Origin of the sequence: Microcoleus sp. D3_18a_C4 (assembly GCF_036702415.1) — a bacterium.
Classification (GTDB): domain Bacteria; phylum Cyanobacteriota; class Cyanobacteriia; order Cyanobacteriales; family Microcoleaceae; genus Microcoleus.
Genome location: NZ_JAUBTI010000031.1, coordinates 41061 through 59155, shown reverse-complemented (window position 1 = coordinate 59155; position 18095 = coordinate 41061). Strand labels below are relative to the sequence as shown.

Here is an 18095-nt window from a genome sequence, read left to right as displayed (position 1 = left end):
ACGATGACGGGGACTTCGACAACGATGACGGGGACTTCGACAACGATGACGGGGACTTCGACAACGATGACGGGGACTTCGACAACGATGACGGGGACAAGCCCGGACATTTCGATCACCCCGGTGCCGCGGCCACCTCTGACAGTTCCCACGCCTCCCCCACAGCCACTTTTTGTCGATGGCTTAGTTGTCGCAAATGACGGCAGTAACTATTTAATCGGCAGCTTGTTCAATGACACGATTTCCGGGCGCGGCGGCGACGACACGCTTCTGAGTCGGGACGGAGACGATATAGTCAGGGGCGAAGACGGTAACGATTCTCTCAACGGCGGCGCTGGTAAAGATATTGTTGAGGGCGGGCGCGGCAATGACACGGCGCGGGGCGGCAAAGGCGATGACTTGGTTTCTGGCGAGGAGGGCGGTGACGTAGCTTTTGGCGACCAGGGGAACGATGTTGTCTTGGGTGCTGAAGGCAACGACTCGCTGTACGGCGGTAAAGGCAATGACTGTCTGCGCGGAGGTGGCGAGGACGACCTGATTTTTGGCGACAAGGGCAGTGACACTGTTTTTGGCGACACGGGTAATGACTGCCTGATCGGCGCTCGGGGCAATGATATTTTGTTGGGTTCCGAGGGCGGGGATGTCATCACCGGCGGTGTTGGTAACGATACTGGTGACGGCGGCGAGGGTGATGACCTGATCTTCGGGGGCGACGAGAATGATTCTTTGTCTGGAGATGCTGGGGATGATGTTCTTTCGGGCGATCGCGGATCGGATACTCTGACAGGAGGCGACGGATCGGATATCTTTGTTCTCGGTAGGGTGGGCACGTCGCCTGGTAGCAACGGGTTTCTCACTACTGGCGGCCGCGAAATCGGCGATGCTGATGTAATTAGAGATTTTAATGCGGGAGATTCGATCGGTCTGGCTGGAGGTCTGAACTTTACAGAGTTAGAAATTTTCCAGGGCCAAGGCTCGAATTCTAGCAACACGATTATTAGGGACAGGCGAACTGGGGAATTTTTGGCGGTGTTGATTGATGTTCGATCGAACTCGCTAGATGAATCTCGGTTCACTACAGCTCAAATACCCCGCGTAGACGACAATCCCTTCACCATTGAGGGCACAACAACGAGTCCCACAACGGGCACAACCACAAGTCCCACAACGGGAACAACCACAAGCCCCACAACGGGCACAACCACAAGGCCCACAACGGGCACAACCACAAGCCCCACAACGGGAACAACCACAAGTCCCACAACGGGAACAACCACAAGTCCCACAACGGGAACAACCACAAGTCCCACAACAGGGACAACCACAAGCCCCACACCAGCAACCACAACTCCCACACCAGCAACCACAACTCCCACACCAGCAACCACAACTCCCACACCAGCGACCACAACTCCCACACCAGCGACCACAACTCCCACACCAGCGGGGACAACAACGAGCCCGACAACGGGGACAACCACGAGTCCGACAACGGGGACAACAACGAACCCCACAACGGGCACATTGCCGACACAGGTTCCGGGTACGAGTCCGAGTCCGACTGCGGGCGCGACAACTCCGAGTCCGAGTCCTTCCATAGTTCCGACTCCCACTGCGGCGCCCCCTCCGCCTTTGGGCGGGGGGCCGAGTCCGCCGAGTTTTACATCTCCGACTCCTAACCAGCCGCCGCTGGTGGAAGCGGGCAAGACGGTGACTGGTTTGCAGAATTTGCCTCTGTCTCTGAGCATTTCGGCGCCCAGCGACCCGGAGGGCCAGCCGCTGTCGATCGCGGTAGTCGGACTTCCCAATCCTACTTTTGGTCAGGTAATTACGGGTACGAACCCGGTCGCCGTGAACCAAAAGTTAACCGTTCAGGATTTACTCGGGCTGAAATTCCAACCTGGAACAAACGCGATCGGGCAAGCCGGTTCTTTCAGCTACAGCGTAGCTGACGACCAAGGCGGCACCGCAGCAGCGTCAGTGGCCATTAACATCAATTCTTTCGATACCTCCGTAACTGTTCCAACTCTCCTGCCGCCGATTGCTGTCAATGACGGCATCGTATTTACCAATACGAATAATTTGCTGCCCACTTTCATCGACGTGCTGGCCAACGATTCCAGCCCGCAAAAAGGGACGCTCAGCATTATCAATGTCAGCACACCACAACTGGGGGTAGCTGTAAATCTTGTCTCTCAAGTGCAATTCATCCCCGGCAACGTAGCGGGTACAACTGCTTTCACCTACAGCGTCAGCGACGGATTCGGGACAATTCCGGGCGTAGGTACTGTCACCGTTCAAATCTTGCCGGCTGATAGCGGGCCTAACAATTTGGTTGGGGGTTCTTTGCCGGACAATTTGGACGGTTTGGCGGGCAGCGATACTATTGATGGTCAAGGCGGCAACGATACGATTAATGGCGGTGTGGATAACGACGTGATCGTAGGAGGCCTCGGCGCAGATACCATGACGGGGGGCGGCGGCAGCAATCAATACCGCTATACCAGCCCTGCACAAGGTGGGCCTGGCTTTGATGCGGCTTCTTCGGCGGCGATCGAGGCTGCGATCGCGGCGGGCGGATACGATGCGATTACTGATTTTAGCGGTCTCGGTGTGCCGATCGCCGATCAGTTTAATTTTGCCCCCGGATTTGCGAATCTGGGCGGTAACAGCCAAGTTCTGCTGAATGTGCAGACAACTGTTTCTGCAAATATTCTGGGAGGAAGTGCTTTCTTGTTTGCCTACGATTCCGGGGGCAATACTTACATCATTTATGACGGCAATGGCAATAACCTCACCGGCAGCGATTCTCGCATTTTGGCGAAGTTAAATGGTGTAACTGGGGTTTCTTCTCTTTCGGAATTTGATTTCACTTTTATCTAGGAAGATAAGAGATTTGAAACCGCAGATAAACGCAGATAAACGCCGATTTTGTTGGCAGTTTATCTGCGTTTATTTGCGTTCATCTGCGGTGAAAAATTAAATCTGATTATCTTCAGAAAAAAGTCCCAACAAAGGGCCGAGAATAGCGCCGAAAACAAAGCCACCGGCGTGGGCCCAGTAGGCAACTCCCCCGGATTCCATGCCGACACTTGCCGGGGCATTCAAGGAAGCTAGGCCGCTCAATGCTTGCTGTGCAAACCAAAATCCTAGAAAGAAGAAAGCGGGGACTCTGACGGTGGTAATAAAGATTCCCAAGGGTAGCAGTGTCAGAACTTTGGCTTGGGGATATCTGAGAATGTAAGCTCCCATCACGCCTGCGATCGCGCCGCTAGCACCTAGGGACGGAATGGCAGATGCTGAGGAAAAAAACCACTGAGTTAGTGATGCTAAAACGCCGCAAGTAAGGTAAAATATTATAAATTTGACGTGTCCTAAACGCTCTTCTACGTTGTTGCCAAAAATCCACAAAAATAACATATTTCCGGCAATGTGAAGAAAGCCTGCGTGCAGGAATTGGGAGCTAATTAGTGTTGTCCATTCGGGAAATGGCGAAACTGGCAGAGCAACCCGACACATATTGCTTAACTGGCAAGGAATTACTGCCCAAGAGTAGAAGAATTGGGTTAATTCTCGATCGCCCAAACTGAGTTCGTACAAAAATACTAATATGTTTGCGGCAACCAGCCCGTAGGTGACATAGGGAGTGATAGTAATGGGATTTTCATCGCGTAAGGGAACCACGGCCTTTTTTCCTCATCAAAATATTGGCAACACAGTAGCGCATTTATAGCCCAGGTGTCTCCTGTCTAAAGGAAGAGGGAACAAGCCAATCGATTTTAGATTTTAGATTTTAGATTTTAGATTTAAAGAATTGAAGGATTGAAGAATTGAAGAAAGCGACCTCATATCATTTCCGGTCGAGGGATCGCGATTGTTGTAGGGGCGGGTTCACCAACAATACCTGCCAATAATTGACAATCTCAAAAACCCGCCCCGACCGGGATATTATGGTTAATCCATCGGACATGATATTACGGATATATCCGAGGGCTGGTTAATCGATTTGAGATTTGAGATTTGAGATTTGAGATTTGAGATTTGAAGCATTGAAGAAAGCGACTTTACGGATATATCCGGGCGCTGGTTATCGGATACTATATTTTTTATTTCTGCACGGATGAATCCGGGGGCTTGTAACGCCCCCGGATTCCGCAAGCTTCCTTCAAACCCCCCGTGTCCCGGTGAAACAAAAATAAAACCCATTAAATAAAACCCTCCACCTTGCAGTTAGTTGAATATCTGCTTTTTAGTGTTGGGTTTTATTTTACCGCAAAGGCGTATATTGTAGGATTGCAGAGCAAGTTTGTAGTTGCGATATTGGTGGGGCTTTAACAAGTCAACACAACTACAAACTTATTTATCGCCTTGCTGATTACATTTTTACAGCGGGGCTAGTTGAAGGTTTAGGCGACTTAATTTCCTGGGAAGCTGCACGGGCGCGGAAGAGTTTAGCAACGACTTGCTCACACTTGGACAAATCCGATTCTATCTCTGTCAAAATGGCAGTTGATACGGGATCTGTGAACTTCACCCGCAGGTTGTTGACATCGACAACACCGGTTTGCAACTCACCTAGAGTGATCCGCAGCAAAAACGTTTCATCCGTTCCTTGCATCGAAGCTTTTAATTTAGCGTATTTGTCAGCAATTTGGGCAGGAATTGAGGGTTTTTCACCAAAATCGTTGAGGCGACTTTCGAGAGCGATGATGTGGTGCTGTTTGTTTTGAATCATTTCTTTCAAGAGCGATCGCAAATCGCTGTCTTGGGTTTTTTCCGCATAATTTTGAAACGCTTCGCAAGCATAGCGTTCCCCTGCGAGGGCGGTATTCAAACCTTTAACAATGTCGCCTTGTGTCGAACCTCCCCAACCATTAGCTAATTTCCACCATTCTGCATTTGTGTCAGTTTCTTCTGGCAAACCGACTTCTTTTCCGCCGTAACCGAGGCGAGCCAGAATTGCGGTGGTAAATATTGCTAAATCTCCCGGTTGGCGGGAAGTAATCAAGTTGCCGTCAACGACTAAAGCTTCGTTAATGTAGTTAGCTCCGGCATTGATCATGTCTTTTTTAATTGCCAAGAAACCTGTGGCATTTTTGCCTTTGAGCAAGTCGGCTTCAATCAAAACTTGCGGGCCGTGGCAAACAGCAGCGACAATTTTTCCTTGCTCAAATGCTTCTTGTACAAAACGTACTGTATTGGGATTAGTCCGCATCATATCAGGAGCCATCCCGCCGGGAATTATCACTGCATCGAATTCTGCGGGCAATGCTTCTGTGGTAGTTCCGTCAGCCTGCTGGGCAACTTTTCCTTGTTTCCCCGCATACTTTTCGTTTGTCCGCGAACCGAGGACAACTACTTCAAATCCTGCTTGTTTTAAGGCGTTGTAAGGAACTAGAAATTCGGAATCTTCAACTCCATTTTCAATGAGTATGGCAACTCGTTTGGTGTTGGTGCCGTTATTTGTTGTCATAATCAACTTTCCTCAGACTATCTTTTCATCTAACGCTAAGTGATTGAGGGAGTTTTTAGCGTCTTGCTAAAGTGATAAATTAGTTGGTTTTAAAAGGTGTCAGCGTGAGCCTTGAGAGGTATTTTAGAGTAATTGTCTCAATGCACGTAAGAGGCTCCATTAATGTCGATCGTAGTCCCGGTAGCGTGCGTAGCCAAACCGGATGCTAAAAACGCGATAACATTAGCAACATCTTGAGGAGGAGCGATTTTGCCGATCGGGATATCGCGAATAATATCAGCTTCACCGAACTCCTGAATAAACTGATTAGACATTTCTGTACTGACAAATCCCGGCGCAACTGTAAAAGCCAAAATATTATCAGTCGCAAACCCTCTAGCAATGCTGCGAGTTAAAGCAACAATAGCACCTTTAGAAGCCGCGTAGTGCAGATAATTCGGGTCATCGCCGCGAAAAGCAGCGCGACTTGCTATATTAATAATTGTACCGACCCTGCGAGTTTTAAAATGCAGAATAGATTCCCGGCACAAATCGGCAACGGCCACTAAATTAACTTGTAGAGTTTGCTGCCAAGCTGACGACCAAATATCGAACTCGTCCTCTATACCCGCTGACTGCATAATCCCCGCATTATTAACTAAAATATCAATATGGCCCCGCCATTTTAAAGCATCTCGCCACAAAGTCGAGGCCGCGTTTTCCACCCTCAAATCTGCTGCCAATAAATAACAGCGATCGCGCGCAACACTTGCTGCTACCGCTTCCGCTTCTTTCTGACTGCGAAAGTAATGCAAAATCACCTCGGCCCCAGCATTAACCAGAGTCCGCACCGTCACTGCACCAATCCCTTTCGAGCCACCAGTTACTAAAATTACCTTTCCGGTTAAATCAATCATTTATGTCTCTCTTTTCTCTTTCTCTGTGACCTCTGCGCCCTCTGCGGTTAATAAAAAAAATAAATCCCCTTCACACACGAAATAGAATTGCTATATGATACAGCACATTCCATCCAATGTATATGCCATTTCCTCATGCTGATGGATATCTGCAATAGACATTTCCCATAAAAATCAAATCCTTTCCCAAGTTGATTTTTATGGGAAATATAGCCACTGCTTACAGCACTATGGATCGCGAATTAAATAACTTACAATTTTAATTGTTATTGTGGGATGGGCGTCCCGCCCGTCATGAGTGGACGGGCGGGACGCCCATCCCACAATCTTGTGGAAGTTATTTAATTCTCATTCCTATGATTCTTTGTCCTTAAACTCGATAACTACAGCGGCTTCGGCAGCAAAGGTCGAATCAGCTCCATAATTCGATCCGAATTAAAATTATTGATATAATCGGTTAGTGCTTGGGACAAACTTGCTTTGGATTCGGGAATTTGTACGAGTAATTCGTTCATGACTTCGGTATCGAGATAGTAAGCGGCTTGATACATTTGTTCTAACCACTGAGGGGGCATCATGGATATATCTTCTACAGACACCGTTTCAACTAATTGTTTTTGTGGAGTTTGTTCTACGACTTCGTAGATATATTGTACTCCCAAATATTTAGCGAGTTTGTCAAAAAGTTCTCTCTGCTGAAATGGCTTGCTCATAAAGTCGTTACAGCCAGCCATAAGAACTTTCTCTCGCTCTTCTTCCAGAACACTGGCAGTTAAAGCAATAATGACGGTTTCTTGGCTTTGAGGGCGTTCTCTAATATATTTAGTAGCTGTGTAGCCATCCACGATCGGCATTCGCAGATCCATCAGAATCAGGTGCGGCCGCCAACTCTCCCACAGTGAGACTGCCTCCACTCCCTGTTTGGCTTCTCTCACCTCAAAACCAACCGAGGTAAGGATCTCGACTAACAAGCGGCGATTTTCTTCTAAATCTTCAACAATAAGAATGCGGTAAGTCGGTTGTCCGGGAGCTAAACCAATTACTCTTTGATTAATTGATTCTGGGGGTAAGGACTCTGCTTGAGGTAACTGTACACCAATCTCAAAGGAAAAAGTGCTACCTCGGTGCAAAGTGCTTTTAACCCGAATCATACCGCCCATAAGTTTGACGAGTTTTTGACTAATTGCTAAACCAAGCCCCGTACCTTGACTCAAATTATTCCCAGCTTGGGCTTGCACGAATACCTTAAATAATTTATCAATTTCTGTGGGCGCAATTCCCACGCCTGTATCCTCAACTTCAAAATATAGGTGACAGGATGTTTTGTCTCTTTGTGCTGCTCTTGCCCGTAGGGTGACGCTTCCTTGGTTGGTAAACTTAATCGCATTACCGAGGAGATTGACCAAAACTTGATATAGTTTTTTCTCGTCGCTATGCACAAATTGAGGAAGGTCTGGCTCTAGCTCGAAAATGAGTTGCAATTCTTTAGATTGGACTTTAACTTGGAACATTTCTTCAATAGAAGTCAGCAAACTGGTCAAATCAAACTCAGAAGGATTGAGGGTCATCCGTCCGCTCTCTATTTTGGATAAATCTAAAATATCGTTAATCAAGTCCAATAAATGTCTACCGCTACGATTGACAATCTGTAAACGTTCTTGGAGAGAAGGAGTCAGATTTCTATCATAGCTCATCAATTGCGTGAATCCCAAAATTGAGTTGAGGGGGGTGCGGAGTTCGTGGCTCATATTGGCGAGGAAGACAGTCTTGGCTTGGTTTGCTTCATTTGCCTGATGAAATTCCAACTCAGCTTGTTTGCGATCGCTAATGTCAATTAAATATCCCAAAATTTCTACTGGTGTACCTGAATTATCTCGAATTAGCCTAAGTTGACCGAGCATCCAGCGATAAACCCCATCCGATCGACGCAAACGGTATTCGTGGAAATAAAAATCATTAGCGAATACATTTGCTAAGCCATTAAGCACTGGTTCTACATCATCTGGGTGTAAGTGATTCACCCAAAATTTAGAATCTTCTAAAAACTCGCGGCTTTCGTAGCCCAATATATCTTGGATATTTTCGCTCATGAACGTTGCTCCATAATCGCCAGCAGGTTTACTGCTAAAAATGAGTGCGGGGCTGTAGTTTAGAAGAAAGTGGAGGCGATTTGTGGTAGCTTGTAAGGCTTGCTCAGCCAGTTTTAGCTCTGTTGCGTCTTCCTGAACGGCAACATAGACAGTTCCGTATTCAGGATGCTCAAACCTGGATGTATGAACTCTGCACCAAAAGAGAGTTCCATCTTTCTTTCTATTGTGGACTTCATACTTCGCTTCTCCAGTCTGTTCAATTTGAGTTACGATATCTAGAACGGTTACATCTGGTGTAAAATTTGTATCGACATAATTCAAGACACCAAGGGCTTGACCTGCGAGTTCGCCCTCTTTGTAGCCAAACATAGCGTCAAAGGTAGGATTGGTGTAGACGAGCAGGAGGTCTGAGGCTTTGATCAGACACACTCCTCCTGCCATGTTATTCATGATAACGCTTTGAATCTCTAGCGTTTTTTGAGCTTCTTTTCGAGCAGTAATTTCTTGGATTTGAGAGATAAAATGCAGTGGATTTCCCTGTTCATCTTGTACTAGCGACCCATTAAGAATAATCCAAATAATATGTCCTTGTTTATGGAAATACCGTTTTTCTAGTTGGTATGTTGAAATAGTTCCTCCTAATAGTTGATTTGCATAACTAAGATCCCGGTCTAAATCGTCAGGATGGGTAAGGTCTTGGAAAGTTAACGCTAACAACTCTTCTGAGGAGTAGCCAAGAATCTGACATAAGGCAGGATTGACTTTAATCCAGTGCCCATCAAGTGAAACGATCGCCATCCCGATAGAGGCATCTTCAAACGCATGGCGAAACTGCTCTTCACTGTTTCGTAAAGCCATCTCAATTTGTTTGCGATCGCTAATATCGCGCAGAATAACAGTAAATACCGTTTCGTCTCTCATTTCCAGCTTAGAAATAGAGGCTTCAGCCGAAAACTGCGTTCCATCTTGACGACGACCCAAAATCTCGCCTCGTTCTCCCATCCTTCGCGCTCTGGTAGAAGACTGTGCAAATTGTTTGATATGCTGCGGATGTGCATCTCTAAACTGTTCTGGCAGCAGTAAATTCAGTGGCTTCCCTAAAATATCCTCAATTTTATAGCCAAACATCTTTTCGGCCCCTTTATTAAACAGGGTAATGCGTTGAGTGCGATCGACTGAAATAATTGCATCATTGGCGATTTCTAGAATTCCCGCAAAACGAGCCTGCGATTTTTGTAAAGCATCTGTTCGTTCAGCCACAAGAATTTCTAAACTTTCGTTAAATTTTTTAATTTCTTTTTCCGCTTGTTGGCGCTTGTAATCTATCTGGTTTAAAAAGCGAGCCGTCGCCAAGATGAGAATTGAGAACGTGACAACCAGAACAGTTGAACGCAATGTATAGGCAAAATTAACGTTATACCAGCCTAACTTTTGTCCCTGAAGAGTGAACCAGTTCACTGTCACTGGAAAGATAGTCCCCCAAGGCAGCAACCACCGAACCATTACTCCGCCAACTAGGGGACTGGTTACTACTTGCATTAATCCTTCCTTGGGGCGGAGGCATAAAATTCCTCCATAGAGGATGAAAAAGGTGGCGATCGTGTTTAGGGGTTGAGTCGTCGTAATTGTGGCCAAACGTTCAAGAATATCGACATTGAATAGGTGTGCAAATAAAGCTAGTAGAGAAATTAAAGCTGCAAGACTACTAAAAATCTGAGCCCACCAAGTAATTCGTTGGGAATTCTGCCCTAACAGTAACAGTGCTAGTCCCATCAGCACAAAATTTAGGGCGGTATTTACTCCCATTCTTCCCGGATAAGGAGTCGCTGAAGACACAAAATCTGGGAAAAGCCACTGATCAATACCCAGCTTCCAACCAAAAATATACTGGCTCAGCGTCAGCAGACCGATGATGATTATCAATCCTGCCATCCCTTGAGCGATGCGATTGTGCAGTCGGGTTCTTTGGTACTGCAACAATCTCAAAGACACTCCAGCCAGCAAAAAGCAAATTGCTGTGTTTGCTTTCATGGTCGAAGTCATACCGGGAAAACCACTTTTGAGTAGGGAGATGTCAAATTGCCAACCCAGCAGGACTAGACATCCAATTGCAATGACGAGTAGACTTGCCATGTGAGAAATGCGCTTGTTCATAAATCGCCTGCTTGGGTTAAAACCATGTTCTTCTGATGTTACGCGAAGCGAAGAAGGGCAACCGCGAGGGGACTGCCCCTAGCCGAACAATGCAGATTTTGTAGGGCTGCGCCCCGTTGCCAGCGCCCTATCTCGGCTCGCAGAACTTCTTTCTGCCTAAAGTGACCTTTATAACCTAATAATTCAACTATACTATTGGTGCATAGGCTTATATTCCTCTAGCAGGAAACTAGGGAAATCAGTATGATTGTCGATATAACGAGCGATAGGGTGAGCGATCGAGCTACAAACTACCGAGGCAATATTTTAATTGTTGACGATCTGCCTGATAACCTGCGTCTGCTCAGGGATACTTTGAGGGCAGAGGGTTATAAAGTTCGCAGTGCTATCACAGGGGCAATGGCGCTCAGAGCCGCCCAATCGCCATCGACGGAGTTAATCTTACTAGACATTAAATTGCCTGATATTGATGGTTATGAAGTTTGCCGAAAATTAAAATCTGACGAGCGCACAGCCGACATTCCAATAATTTTTTTGAGTGCGCTAAATGAAACTTTTAATAAGGTGCAAGGGCTGGCTGCGGGAGGGGTAGATTATATTGCTAAGCCATTTCAAGTCGAAGAAGTATTAGCTCGTGTCGAAACCCACCTAACGATCCGAAGGCTGCAACAAAGCCTCCAAAAGCAGAATTTACGTCTCTTGAGAGAAATTGAAGAACGGCAACGTCTCGAAGAGTCTCTCTTTGCCGAAAAGGAATTGGCTCAAGTGACACTGCAATCCATTGGCGATGCCGTCATTACTACTGATGCCCAAGGTAATGTGAGATATTTCAATCCGATAGCGGAGCGACTGACAGGCTGGAAAACTCATGAGGTTCAAGGAGTTCCTTTCTCTACAGTCTTCCTAATTGTCGATCAAGTAACGCGAGAGCCCGTAGAGAATCCTATAAACAAGGCTCTATTAGAGGAGCGAATTGTGACCTTAGCTCACAATACTATTCTGATTGGCCCTGATGGAACCGAGTATCCCATTGCTGACTCGGCAGCACCGATTCGAGACCGCCAAGGTCAAATTATCGGGGCAGTCATGGTCTTTCATGATGTTACGGAATCGCGCTATCTCACCCATAAACTCTCTTGGGAAGCCAATCACGACGCCCTGACGGGGTTAATCAACCGTCGCAGATTTGAGCAGCAGTTAGTTGATGCGATCGCCTCTGTTAAAGATAGCAATCAGCAGCACGCTCTCTGTTATTTAGATTTAGATCAGTTCAAAGTCGTTAACGATACCGTAGGTCATATTGCTGGCGATGAGCTCCTTCGCCAAATCACCGCACTTATTCAAAATGGAGTCCGTGCTAATGATATGCTGGCTCGCTTGGGAGGTGATGAATTTGGTGTTTTGCTCACTCAATGTTCGCTCTCTCAAGCAACTCAGATTGCGGAAAACCTCAAAGACCTAGTGCATAAGTTTCGGTTTATTTGGAATGGCCAAACCTTTATCATCGGAGTCAGCATTGGAGTTGTTGCTATTGACCAAACCAGCCAAGATTTGAGGGAGCTTTTGGGAGCGGCTGATGCAGCTTGTTATGCCGCCAAAGCCAGAGGCCGCAACTGTGTTCATATTTATAGTCTAGATGATGGCGAACTAATTAAACAACGTGGTGAGAGGCAGTTGATTTCCAAAATCAGCCGAGCGCTGGAAACCAATCATTTTTGTCTCTACTCCCAAAAGATTGTCTCTATTACCTCTAAACCATTAGTAGAGCATTATGAGATTTTGCTCAGAATGCTGGACGAAAATGGAAAAATAGTATCTCCCGCTCAGTTTATTCCCGCCGCCGAGCGTTACGGCTTGATAACAGAAATCGATTGTTGGGTCATCGAAAAATTTTTTTCTAACTATCACAAAATACCGGAGAAAGATGTTGTTAGTCAAGGCTTGTATACGCTCAATCTTTCTGGGGCTAGCATTAGTAACAATCAGTTTATGAGATTTTTAATCGACCAATTTTATCGCTACAAAATCCCCCCACAAACCATTGGTTTTGAAATCACGGAAACGGCAGCGATCGCGAATTTTGAGCAAGCCAGATATTTCATGACCGAACTCAAAAAGATTGGCTGTTGCTTTGCTTTAGATGATTTTGGCAGTGGATTGAGTTCCTTTGCTTATCTGATGAATTTACCAGTTGATTATCTAAAAATAGATGGTGCTTTTGTCAAGAACATTAGTCATAATTTGATTTCTCAAGCGCTCGTTGAAGGGTTTAATCGTATTGCCCATGCGATGAATCTTGAAACTATAGCTGAGTTTGTCGAAGACGAGACTATCTTAGAAAAATTGCGGGAGATTGGAGTAGATTATGCTCAGGGTTATGGGATCGCCCGCCCTGTTCCTATTAACTTTAATCCCTAGTCGATCGCACGCTCGCCAGCGGGCCCATTGCCTCACGCCTGCCCCCTGTCAATCGATTTTAGATTTTAGATTTTAGATTTTAGATTGAAGCATTGACCCCACGGATAAATTCGGGGGGCAAGTTTCTCGGATACAGGTTTTTTATTTCTGGGTCCTGAGTCTGCGAAGGAATGAATCCGGGGGCTTGTATCCTGGATGCTTTCGGTCAGGAGGCCTCCAAGAGTCGATCGCCCGCTGCTACAAGGCTAGCTCAATTTGCTGTGTCACATTTAGATCGAATGTGCTGTAATTGTAAAGGATTGAGTGTTCTATTGGAAATAAACCGGAAAATTTGCCATGAAAGCAGTTGCGTTCGATCGCTACGGTTCCGCCGAGGAATTGCAGTACCGAGAATTGTCCAAGCCGATCGCCAAATCCAACGAATTGTTAGTGCGAGTTCGCGCTAGCAGCGTCAATCCCGTAGACTGGAAAATCCGGCAAGGACACCTGCAACTATTAACAGGATATAACTTTCCTCGAATAGTCGGTTCTGACATCTCTGGAGTTGTCGTGGAAGTCGGCCGGGAAGTCACCAAATTTCAACCCGGAGATGAAGTTTATACTTTCTTAAATCCCCTAACTGGCGGTGCTTGTGCCGAATACGCCACCGTGCCAGAATCGAGTGCCGCAATTAAACCTAAAAACATCACTCATGCAGAAGCAGCAGGAGTACCGATCGCAGGTTTAACTGCTTTGCAATCGCTCAGGGATTTGGGTCAAATCCAAGCAGGAAACAAAGTATTAATTAACGGCGCTTCCGGCGGAGTCGGCACTTTTGCCGTGCAAGTTGCGAAAGCAATGAACACGGAAGTAACGGGAGTTTGCAGTGCTAAAAATAGAGAATTTGTCAAGAGTTTGGGAGCCGATTTTGTTCTGGATTACGCAGAAATTGACTTTACTCAACAGCCAGAAAAATATGATATAATCTTGGATGCTGTCGGGACAAGAACATTTGCTGAATGCGAAAAAGTGCTGCAACCAGAGGGAGTTTATATCTCGACTTTGCCGAGTTTAGACAACCTCGCACCGATGTTAACAAGCTGGTTTATATCGGGTAAAAACGCTAAATTCATTCTAGCCAATGCCAACCCCAGCGATTTAGGGGCTTTGCGGGAGTTAATAGAATCCGATAAAGTTGAGCCGATCGTCGATCGCACTTACAGCTTACAAGAAGTAGCAGCAGCCCACGCTTACAGCGAAACGGGCCGCGCGATCGGCAAAATTGCGATCGTGATTGATGGCTAAAAAAAATTATGGCTAACCAATGGGCTTAAAGTAAAAAGAGCGATCGCCCTTAATCCAGAAACTGATTTCTGCTACCACCTGCACCCAAGACTAATAAACGTAAAACCTAAATAAAATCAACAATACCTATGACTGTGCCCTCAGACTTGGAGACATCCGAACAAGGTTCCGACAACAACCTAGAACAAGTTAGCCGGGAAAATAGCATTGAACCCATCGCCGATGATTTAGTGGATGTCAGTAACTTAGAAGACGAAGAAGTTAGCGATGGAAATAGCATTGCACCCATCGCCGATGATTTAGAGGCTGTCAGTAACTTAGAAGACGAAGCAGTTAGCGAGGAAAATAGCATTGCACCCATCGCCGATGATTTAGTGGATGTCAGTAACTTAGAAGACGAAGCAGTTAGCGAGGAAAATAGCATTGCACCAATCGCCGATGATTTAGTGGATGTCAGTAACTTAGAAGACGAAGCAGTTAGCGAGGAAAATAGCATTGCACCAATCGCCGATGATTTAGTGGATGTCAGTAACTTAGAAGACGAAGCAGTTAGCGAGGAAAATAGCATTGCCCCAATCGCCGAGGATTTAGAGGCTGTCAGTAACTTAGAAGATAAAAAAGTTAGAGCTAAAAATAGCATTGCATCCATCGCCGATGATTTCGAGGGTGTCAGTAACTTAGAAGACAAAGCAGTTATCCCGGAAAATAACATTGCACTAATCGCCGACAGTTTTCTGGGTTCCCGCAACTTAGAAAACGAATTTCTAGACGAACTTCCCGACGAAGTTGAAATGTCTTTATTCGACCATTTAGAAGAATTGCGGCAGCGACTTTTCTACTCGCTAATTGCAGTAGTAATCGCTGTAATCGGTTGCTTTTTAACAGTAAAACCCATCGTGCAACTGCTAGAAGTACCGGCCGGGCCCGTCAAATTTCTGCAACTAGCTCCCGGCGAGTATTTCTTTGTTTCTATCGAAGTAGCCGGATACAGCGGTTTGCTCATCGCCACTCCGTTTATTTTTTACCAGATAGCGCTGTTTGTTCTCCCCGGTTTGACTCGCAAAGAACGCAGGTTGCTCGGGCCGGTGTTTTTCGGATCGAGTTTCCTATTTTTGGGCGGGTTAGTCTTTGCTTACATCGCTCTGATTCCGGCGGCGCTCAACTTCTTTGTTAGCTATGGGGCGGATGTTGTAGAGCAGTTGTGGTCGATCGACAAATACTTTAAATTTGTGCTGCTGTTAATGTTCAGCACCGGCTTAGCTTTTCAAATCCCGATCGTCCAAGTATTGCTCGGTGTTTTGGGCATAGTTTCTTCTAACAAAATGCTCTCCGGCTGGCGGTATGTAGTCTTGGGAGCGGCAGTTTTGGGAGCGGTTTTAACGCCTTCTACTGACCCTTTAACGCAAAGTCTTTTAGGAGGTGCGGTGCTAAGCTTGTATTTTGGCGGGGTTGGTTTGGTAAAGCTTTTAGGGCGATGAGAATTAAGAATAGCAGACAATGTAAAAGTTACCGAACATCTGAATTTGCTAACATTGTCTGCTATTTTTAGCCGAGATTGGGATTGTTGTCCACTTATCTTAAAAATATTGCTTCAGCTATTTTGAGGGCGAATTCCCTATTTACTTAAGTAAGCTTATAAACATTGTGTAAAGCTAAGCTTCTCAGCTAGTTGAGTAAGTTTATTGTTTTATCTGATAATCTTTGCTGATTTAATGGCTGTTTGATAAGTATTTAAAATAAAATATAAAATTCACATTAGCAAAGTTTAGTGTTAGGTGTCTGAAGTCAAGGTTTTGAGCCTTAATTCACACTATTTTTTAGGCGATCGGGCTGGCAATCATAAGTTATTTTAATAAGTGGGTTTTTAAGGTTTTCATGAAGATTTGACACGAGCTGATCCTTAGTATTCGAGTTAGAGATAACATACCGACACAGTGAAATTACTGAACAAGAACGTAAAAATTCAGCAAGAGAGTCAACCTGGCTCACTGAAGTCTAGCTATATCTTTTGAGTTTCCGGGCTGCCTAAGATAGGAGACTTGTTGGTTTTTTGGGTGGATTTTTTACTAAATTCACTTGAAAAATCCACACTGTAGATTTTTACCTTTTTGACGGTTTCAGTTTATTAATATCCATAGGAAATTAAATATATGGCAACTGGCACTTCGGGCTCTGACTACTTATACGGCTCTGCTATGGATGACACTATCTATGGCCTGGCTGGTAATGACACTTTATTGGGCGTGACCGGCAATGATCGGCTCTATGGCGAAGATGGCAATGACTTTCTCTATGGCGAGGTTGACAAGGAGTTTCTCTATGGCGAGGTTGACAATGACTCTCTCTATGGCGGGGTTGGCGTTGACTATCTCATTGGCGGGGATGACAATGACTATCTCTATGGCGGGGTTGACCTTGACAATCTCTTTGGCGAGGAGGGCAATGACTATCTCTATGGCGAGGCTGGCAATGACTTGCTCGATGGCGACGCTGGCAATGACTTGCTCGATGGCGGGGTTGATGATGACTATCTCTATGGCGGGGATGACAATGACTTGCTCAATGGCGGGGTTGATGATGACTATCTTAATGGTGCCAGTGGCATCGACACAGTATTGTACACGAGTGCGGCAACGGGCGTCTATCTCCAGTTGGAGACAGTCGGCGGGTCTGGGTTAGGTCGGGCTTCCGACGGGCTAGGTGACATAGACACGCTCTCCAGCATCGAAGTAGCGATAGGTTCTTACTTCGACGACACCTTAGTTGGCGGGAGCCCCAATGAAACGCTATTGGGCGAGCGCGGTAATGACTCTTTGTCGGGTCTTGCTGGCAATGACTTGCTCAATGGTGGGGATGGCATCGACACAGTATATTACTGGAATGCGAGAACAGGTATCAATCTTCAGTTAGGCGAAGTCGGCGACCGTTCTGGGTTAGGCAGGACTACCGATGGGTTGGGCGGTGTAGACTCGCTTTCGGGCTTTGAAGTCGTTATCGGTTCTGACTTCAACGACACCTTAGTTGGCGGCGGGAGCCAGAATGAAACGCTCTGGGGCGGACGCGGTAATGACTCTTTGTGGGGTGGTGCTGGCAATGGCTCGCTCAATGGCGGGGCTGGCAATGACTTGCTCAATGGCTGGGCTGGCAATGACTTGCTCAACGGAGGAAATGGCATCGACACAGTATCTTACAGTTTTGGAAGAACGGGCGTCTATCTCAACTTGGGGTCACTCGGCGACCAGTCTCGTTTAGGTCGGGCTTCCGACGGGCTAGGTGGCATAGACTCGCTCTCGGGCATCGAAGTAGCTTATGGTTCTCTGTTTTTTAACGATACTCTCCTTGGCGGAGACGGCAGCGAAACGTTGATTGGCGGGGGGGGCGACGACTTATTGTTTGGCTTCAGCGGTGATGACTATCTGGTTGGTGGCAGGGGAGCTGACAAGTTTAGGCTTTGGAGGAGTTATGGAATAGATACTATTGCTGACTTCAAACAAGGGGAAGATAAACTTTTGGTACGTTCTCGCCCTCCGTATCCCGCTCCGTTGGAACAAATTCCGTTTGCAGACATAATTTTTGAGTCTGTGATTAATGGTTCAGATACCGAGATTCGTCAGAGTGGCCAAATCATCGGAATTCTGAAGGGAGTTCAGATCCAACAACTCACTGCCAGTGATTTGAGTACTGTGTGATTGTATTATCTGCGTTGATCTGCGTTAATCTGCGGTTAAGAATTCCAAATTATTCTGCCTCCTGCTTCGGCAAAATATACCGCAGATAAAC

General features: G+C 46.2%; 9 protein-coding genes. 5 read left to right on the top strand and 4 right to left on the bottom strand.

What is annotated here, in order from left to right:
* The coding region (locus QUB16_RS16020; RefSeq protein ID WP_333317505.1) for an Ig-like domain-containing protein at window positions 1–2883 on the top strand (2883 nt) is incomplete at its 5' end.
* A gap of 96 nt (window positions 2884–2979) precedes the next feature.
* Here QUB16_RS16020 and QUB16_RS16015 read toward each other — a convergent pair.
* The 4 genes from QUB16_RS16015 to QUB16_RS16000 form a co-directional block, all read right to left on the bottom strand.
* The gene (locus QUB16_RS16015) at window positions 2980–3684 is read right to left on the bottom strand and encodes a rhomboid family intramembrane serine protease (protein WP_333317503.1); all 705 of its coding nucleotides are present in this window, start codon (window positions 3682–3684) and stop codon (window positions 2980–2982) included.
* Between the two features lie 691 nt (window positions 3685–4375).
* Window positions 4376–5473, bottom strand: coding sequence for a DJ-1/PfpI/YhbO family deglycase/protease (locus tag QUB16_RS16010; protein WP_333317501.1), 1098 nt, complete (start codon window positions 5471–5473; stop codon window positions 4376–4378).
* A 137-nt stretch (window positions 5474–5610) separates the two neighbouring features.
* Window positions 5611–6369, bottom strand: a complete 759-nt coding sequence (locus QUB16_RS16005) for an SDR family oxidoreductase (protein ID WP_333317499.1) — start codon at window positions 6367–6369, stop codon at window positions 5611–5613.
* Between the two features lie 383 nt (window positions 6370–6752).
* Window positions 6753–10613: a PAS domain S-box protein gene (locus QUB16_RS16000; protein WP_333317496.1), complete on the bottom strand. Its 3861-nt coding sequence runs from the start codon at window positions 10611–10613 to the stop codon at window positions 6753–6755.
* A gap of 243 nt (window positions 10614–10856) precedes the next feature.
* On the opposite strand from QUB16_RS16000, the gene QUB16_RS15995 reads away from it, so the two are divergent.
* The 4 genes from QUB16_RS15995 (at window position 10857) to QUB16_RS15980 (ending at window position 18004) form a co-directional block, all read left to right on the top strand.
* A complete protein-coding gene (locus QUB16_RS15995) occupies window positions 10857–13031 on the top strand; it encodes an EAL domain-containing protein (RefSeq protein ID WP_333317494.1) in 2175 nt (724 codons plus the stop codon).
* Window positions 13032–13367: 336 nt separating this feature from the next.
* Complete coding sequence (locus QUB16_RS15990; RefSeq protein ID WP_333317492.1) at window positions 13368–14315, top strand: NAD(P)-dependent alcohol dehydrogenase; 948 nt, start codon at window positions 13368–13370, stop codon at window positions 14313–14315.
* A 710-nt stretch (window positions 14316–15025) separates the two neighbouring features.
* Window positions 15026–15793: a twin-arginine translocase subunit TatC gene (tatC, locus tag QUB16_RS15985; protein WP_333317519.1), complete on the top strand. Its 768-nt coding sequence runs from the start codon at window positions 15026–15028 to the stop codon at window positions 15791–15793.
* A 672-nt stretch (window positions 15794–16465) separates the two neighbouring features.
* The gene (locus tag QUB16_RS15980; RefSeq protein ID WP_333317490.1) at window positions 16466–18004 is read left to right on the top strand and encodes a calcium-binding protein; all 1539 of its coding nucleotides are present in this window, start codon (window positions 16466–16468) and stop codon (window positions 18002–18004) included.
* The last annotated feature ends 91 nt before the right edge of the window (window positions 18005–18095 follow it).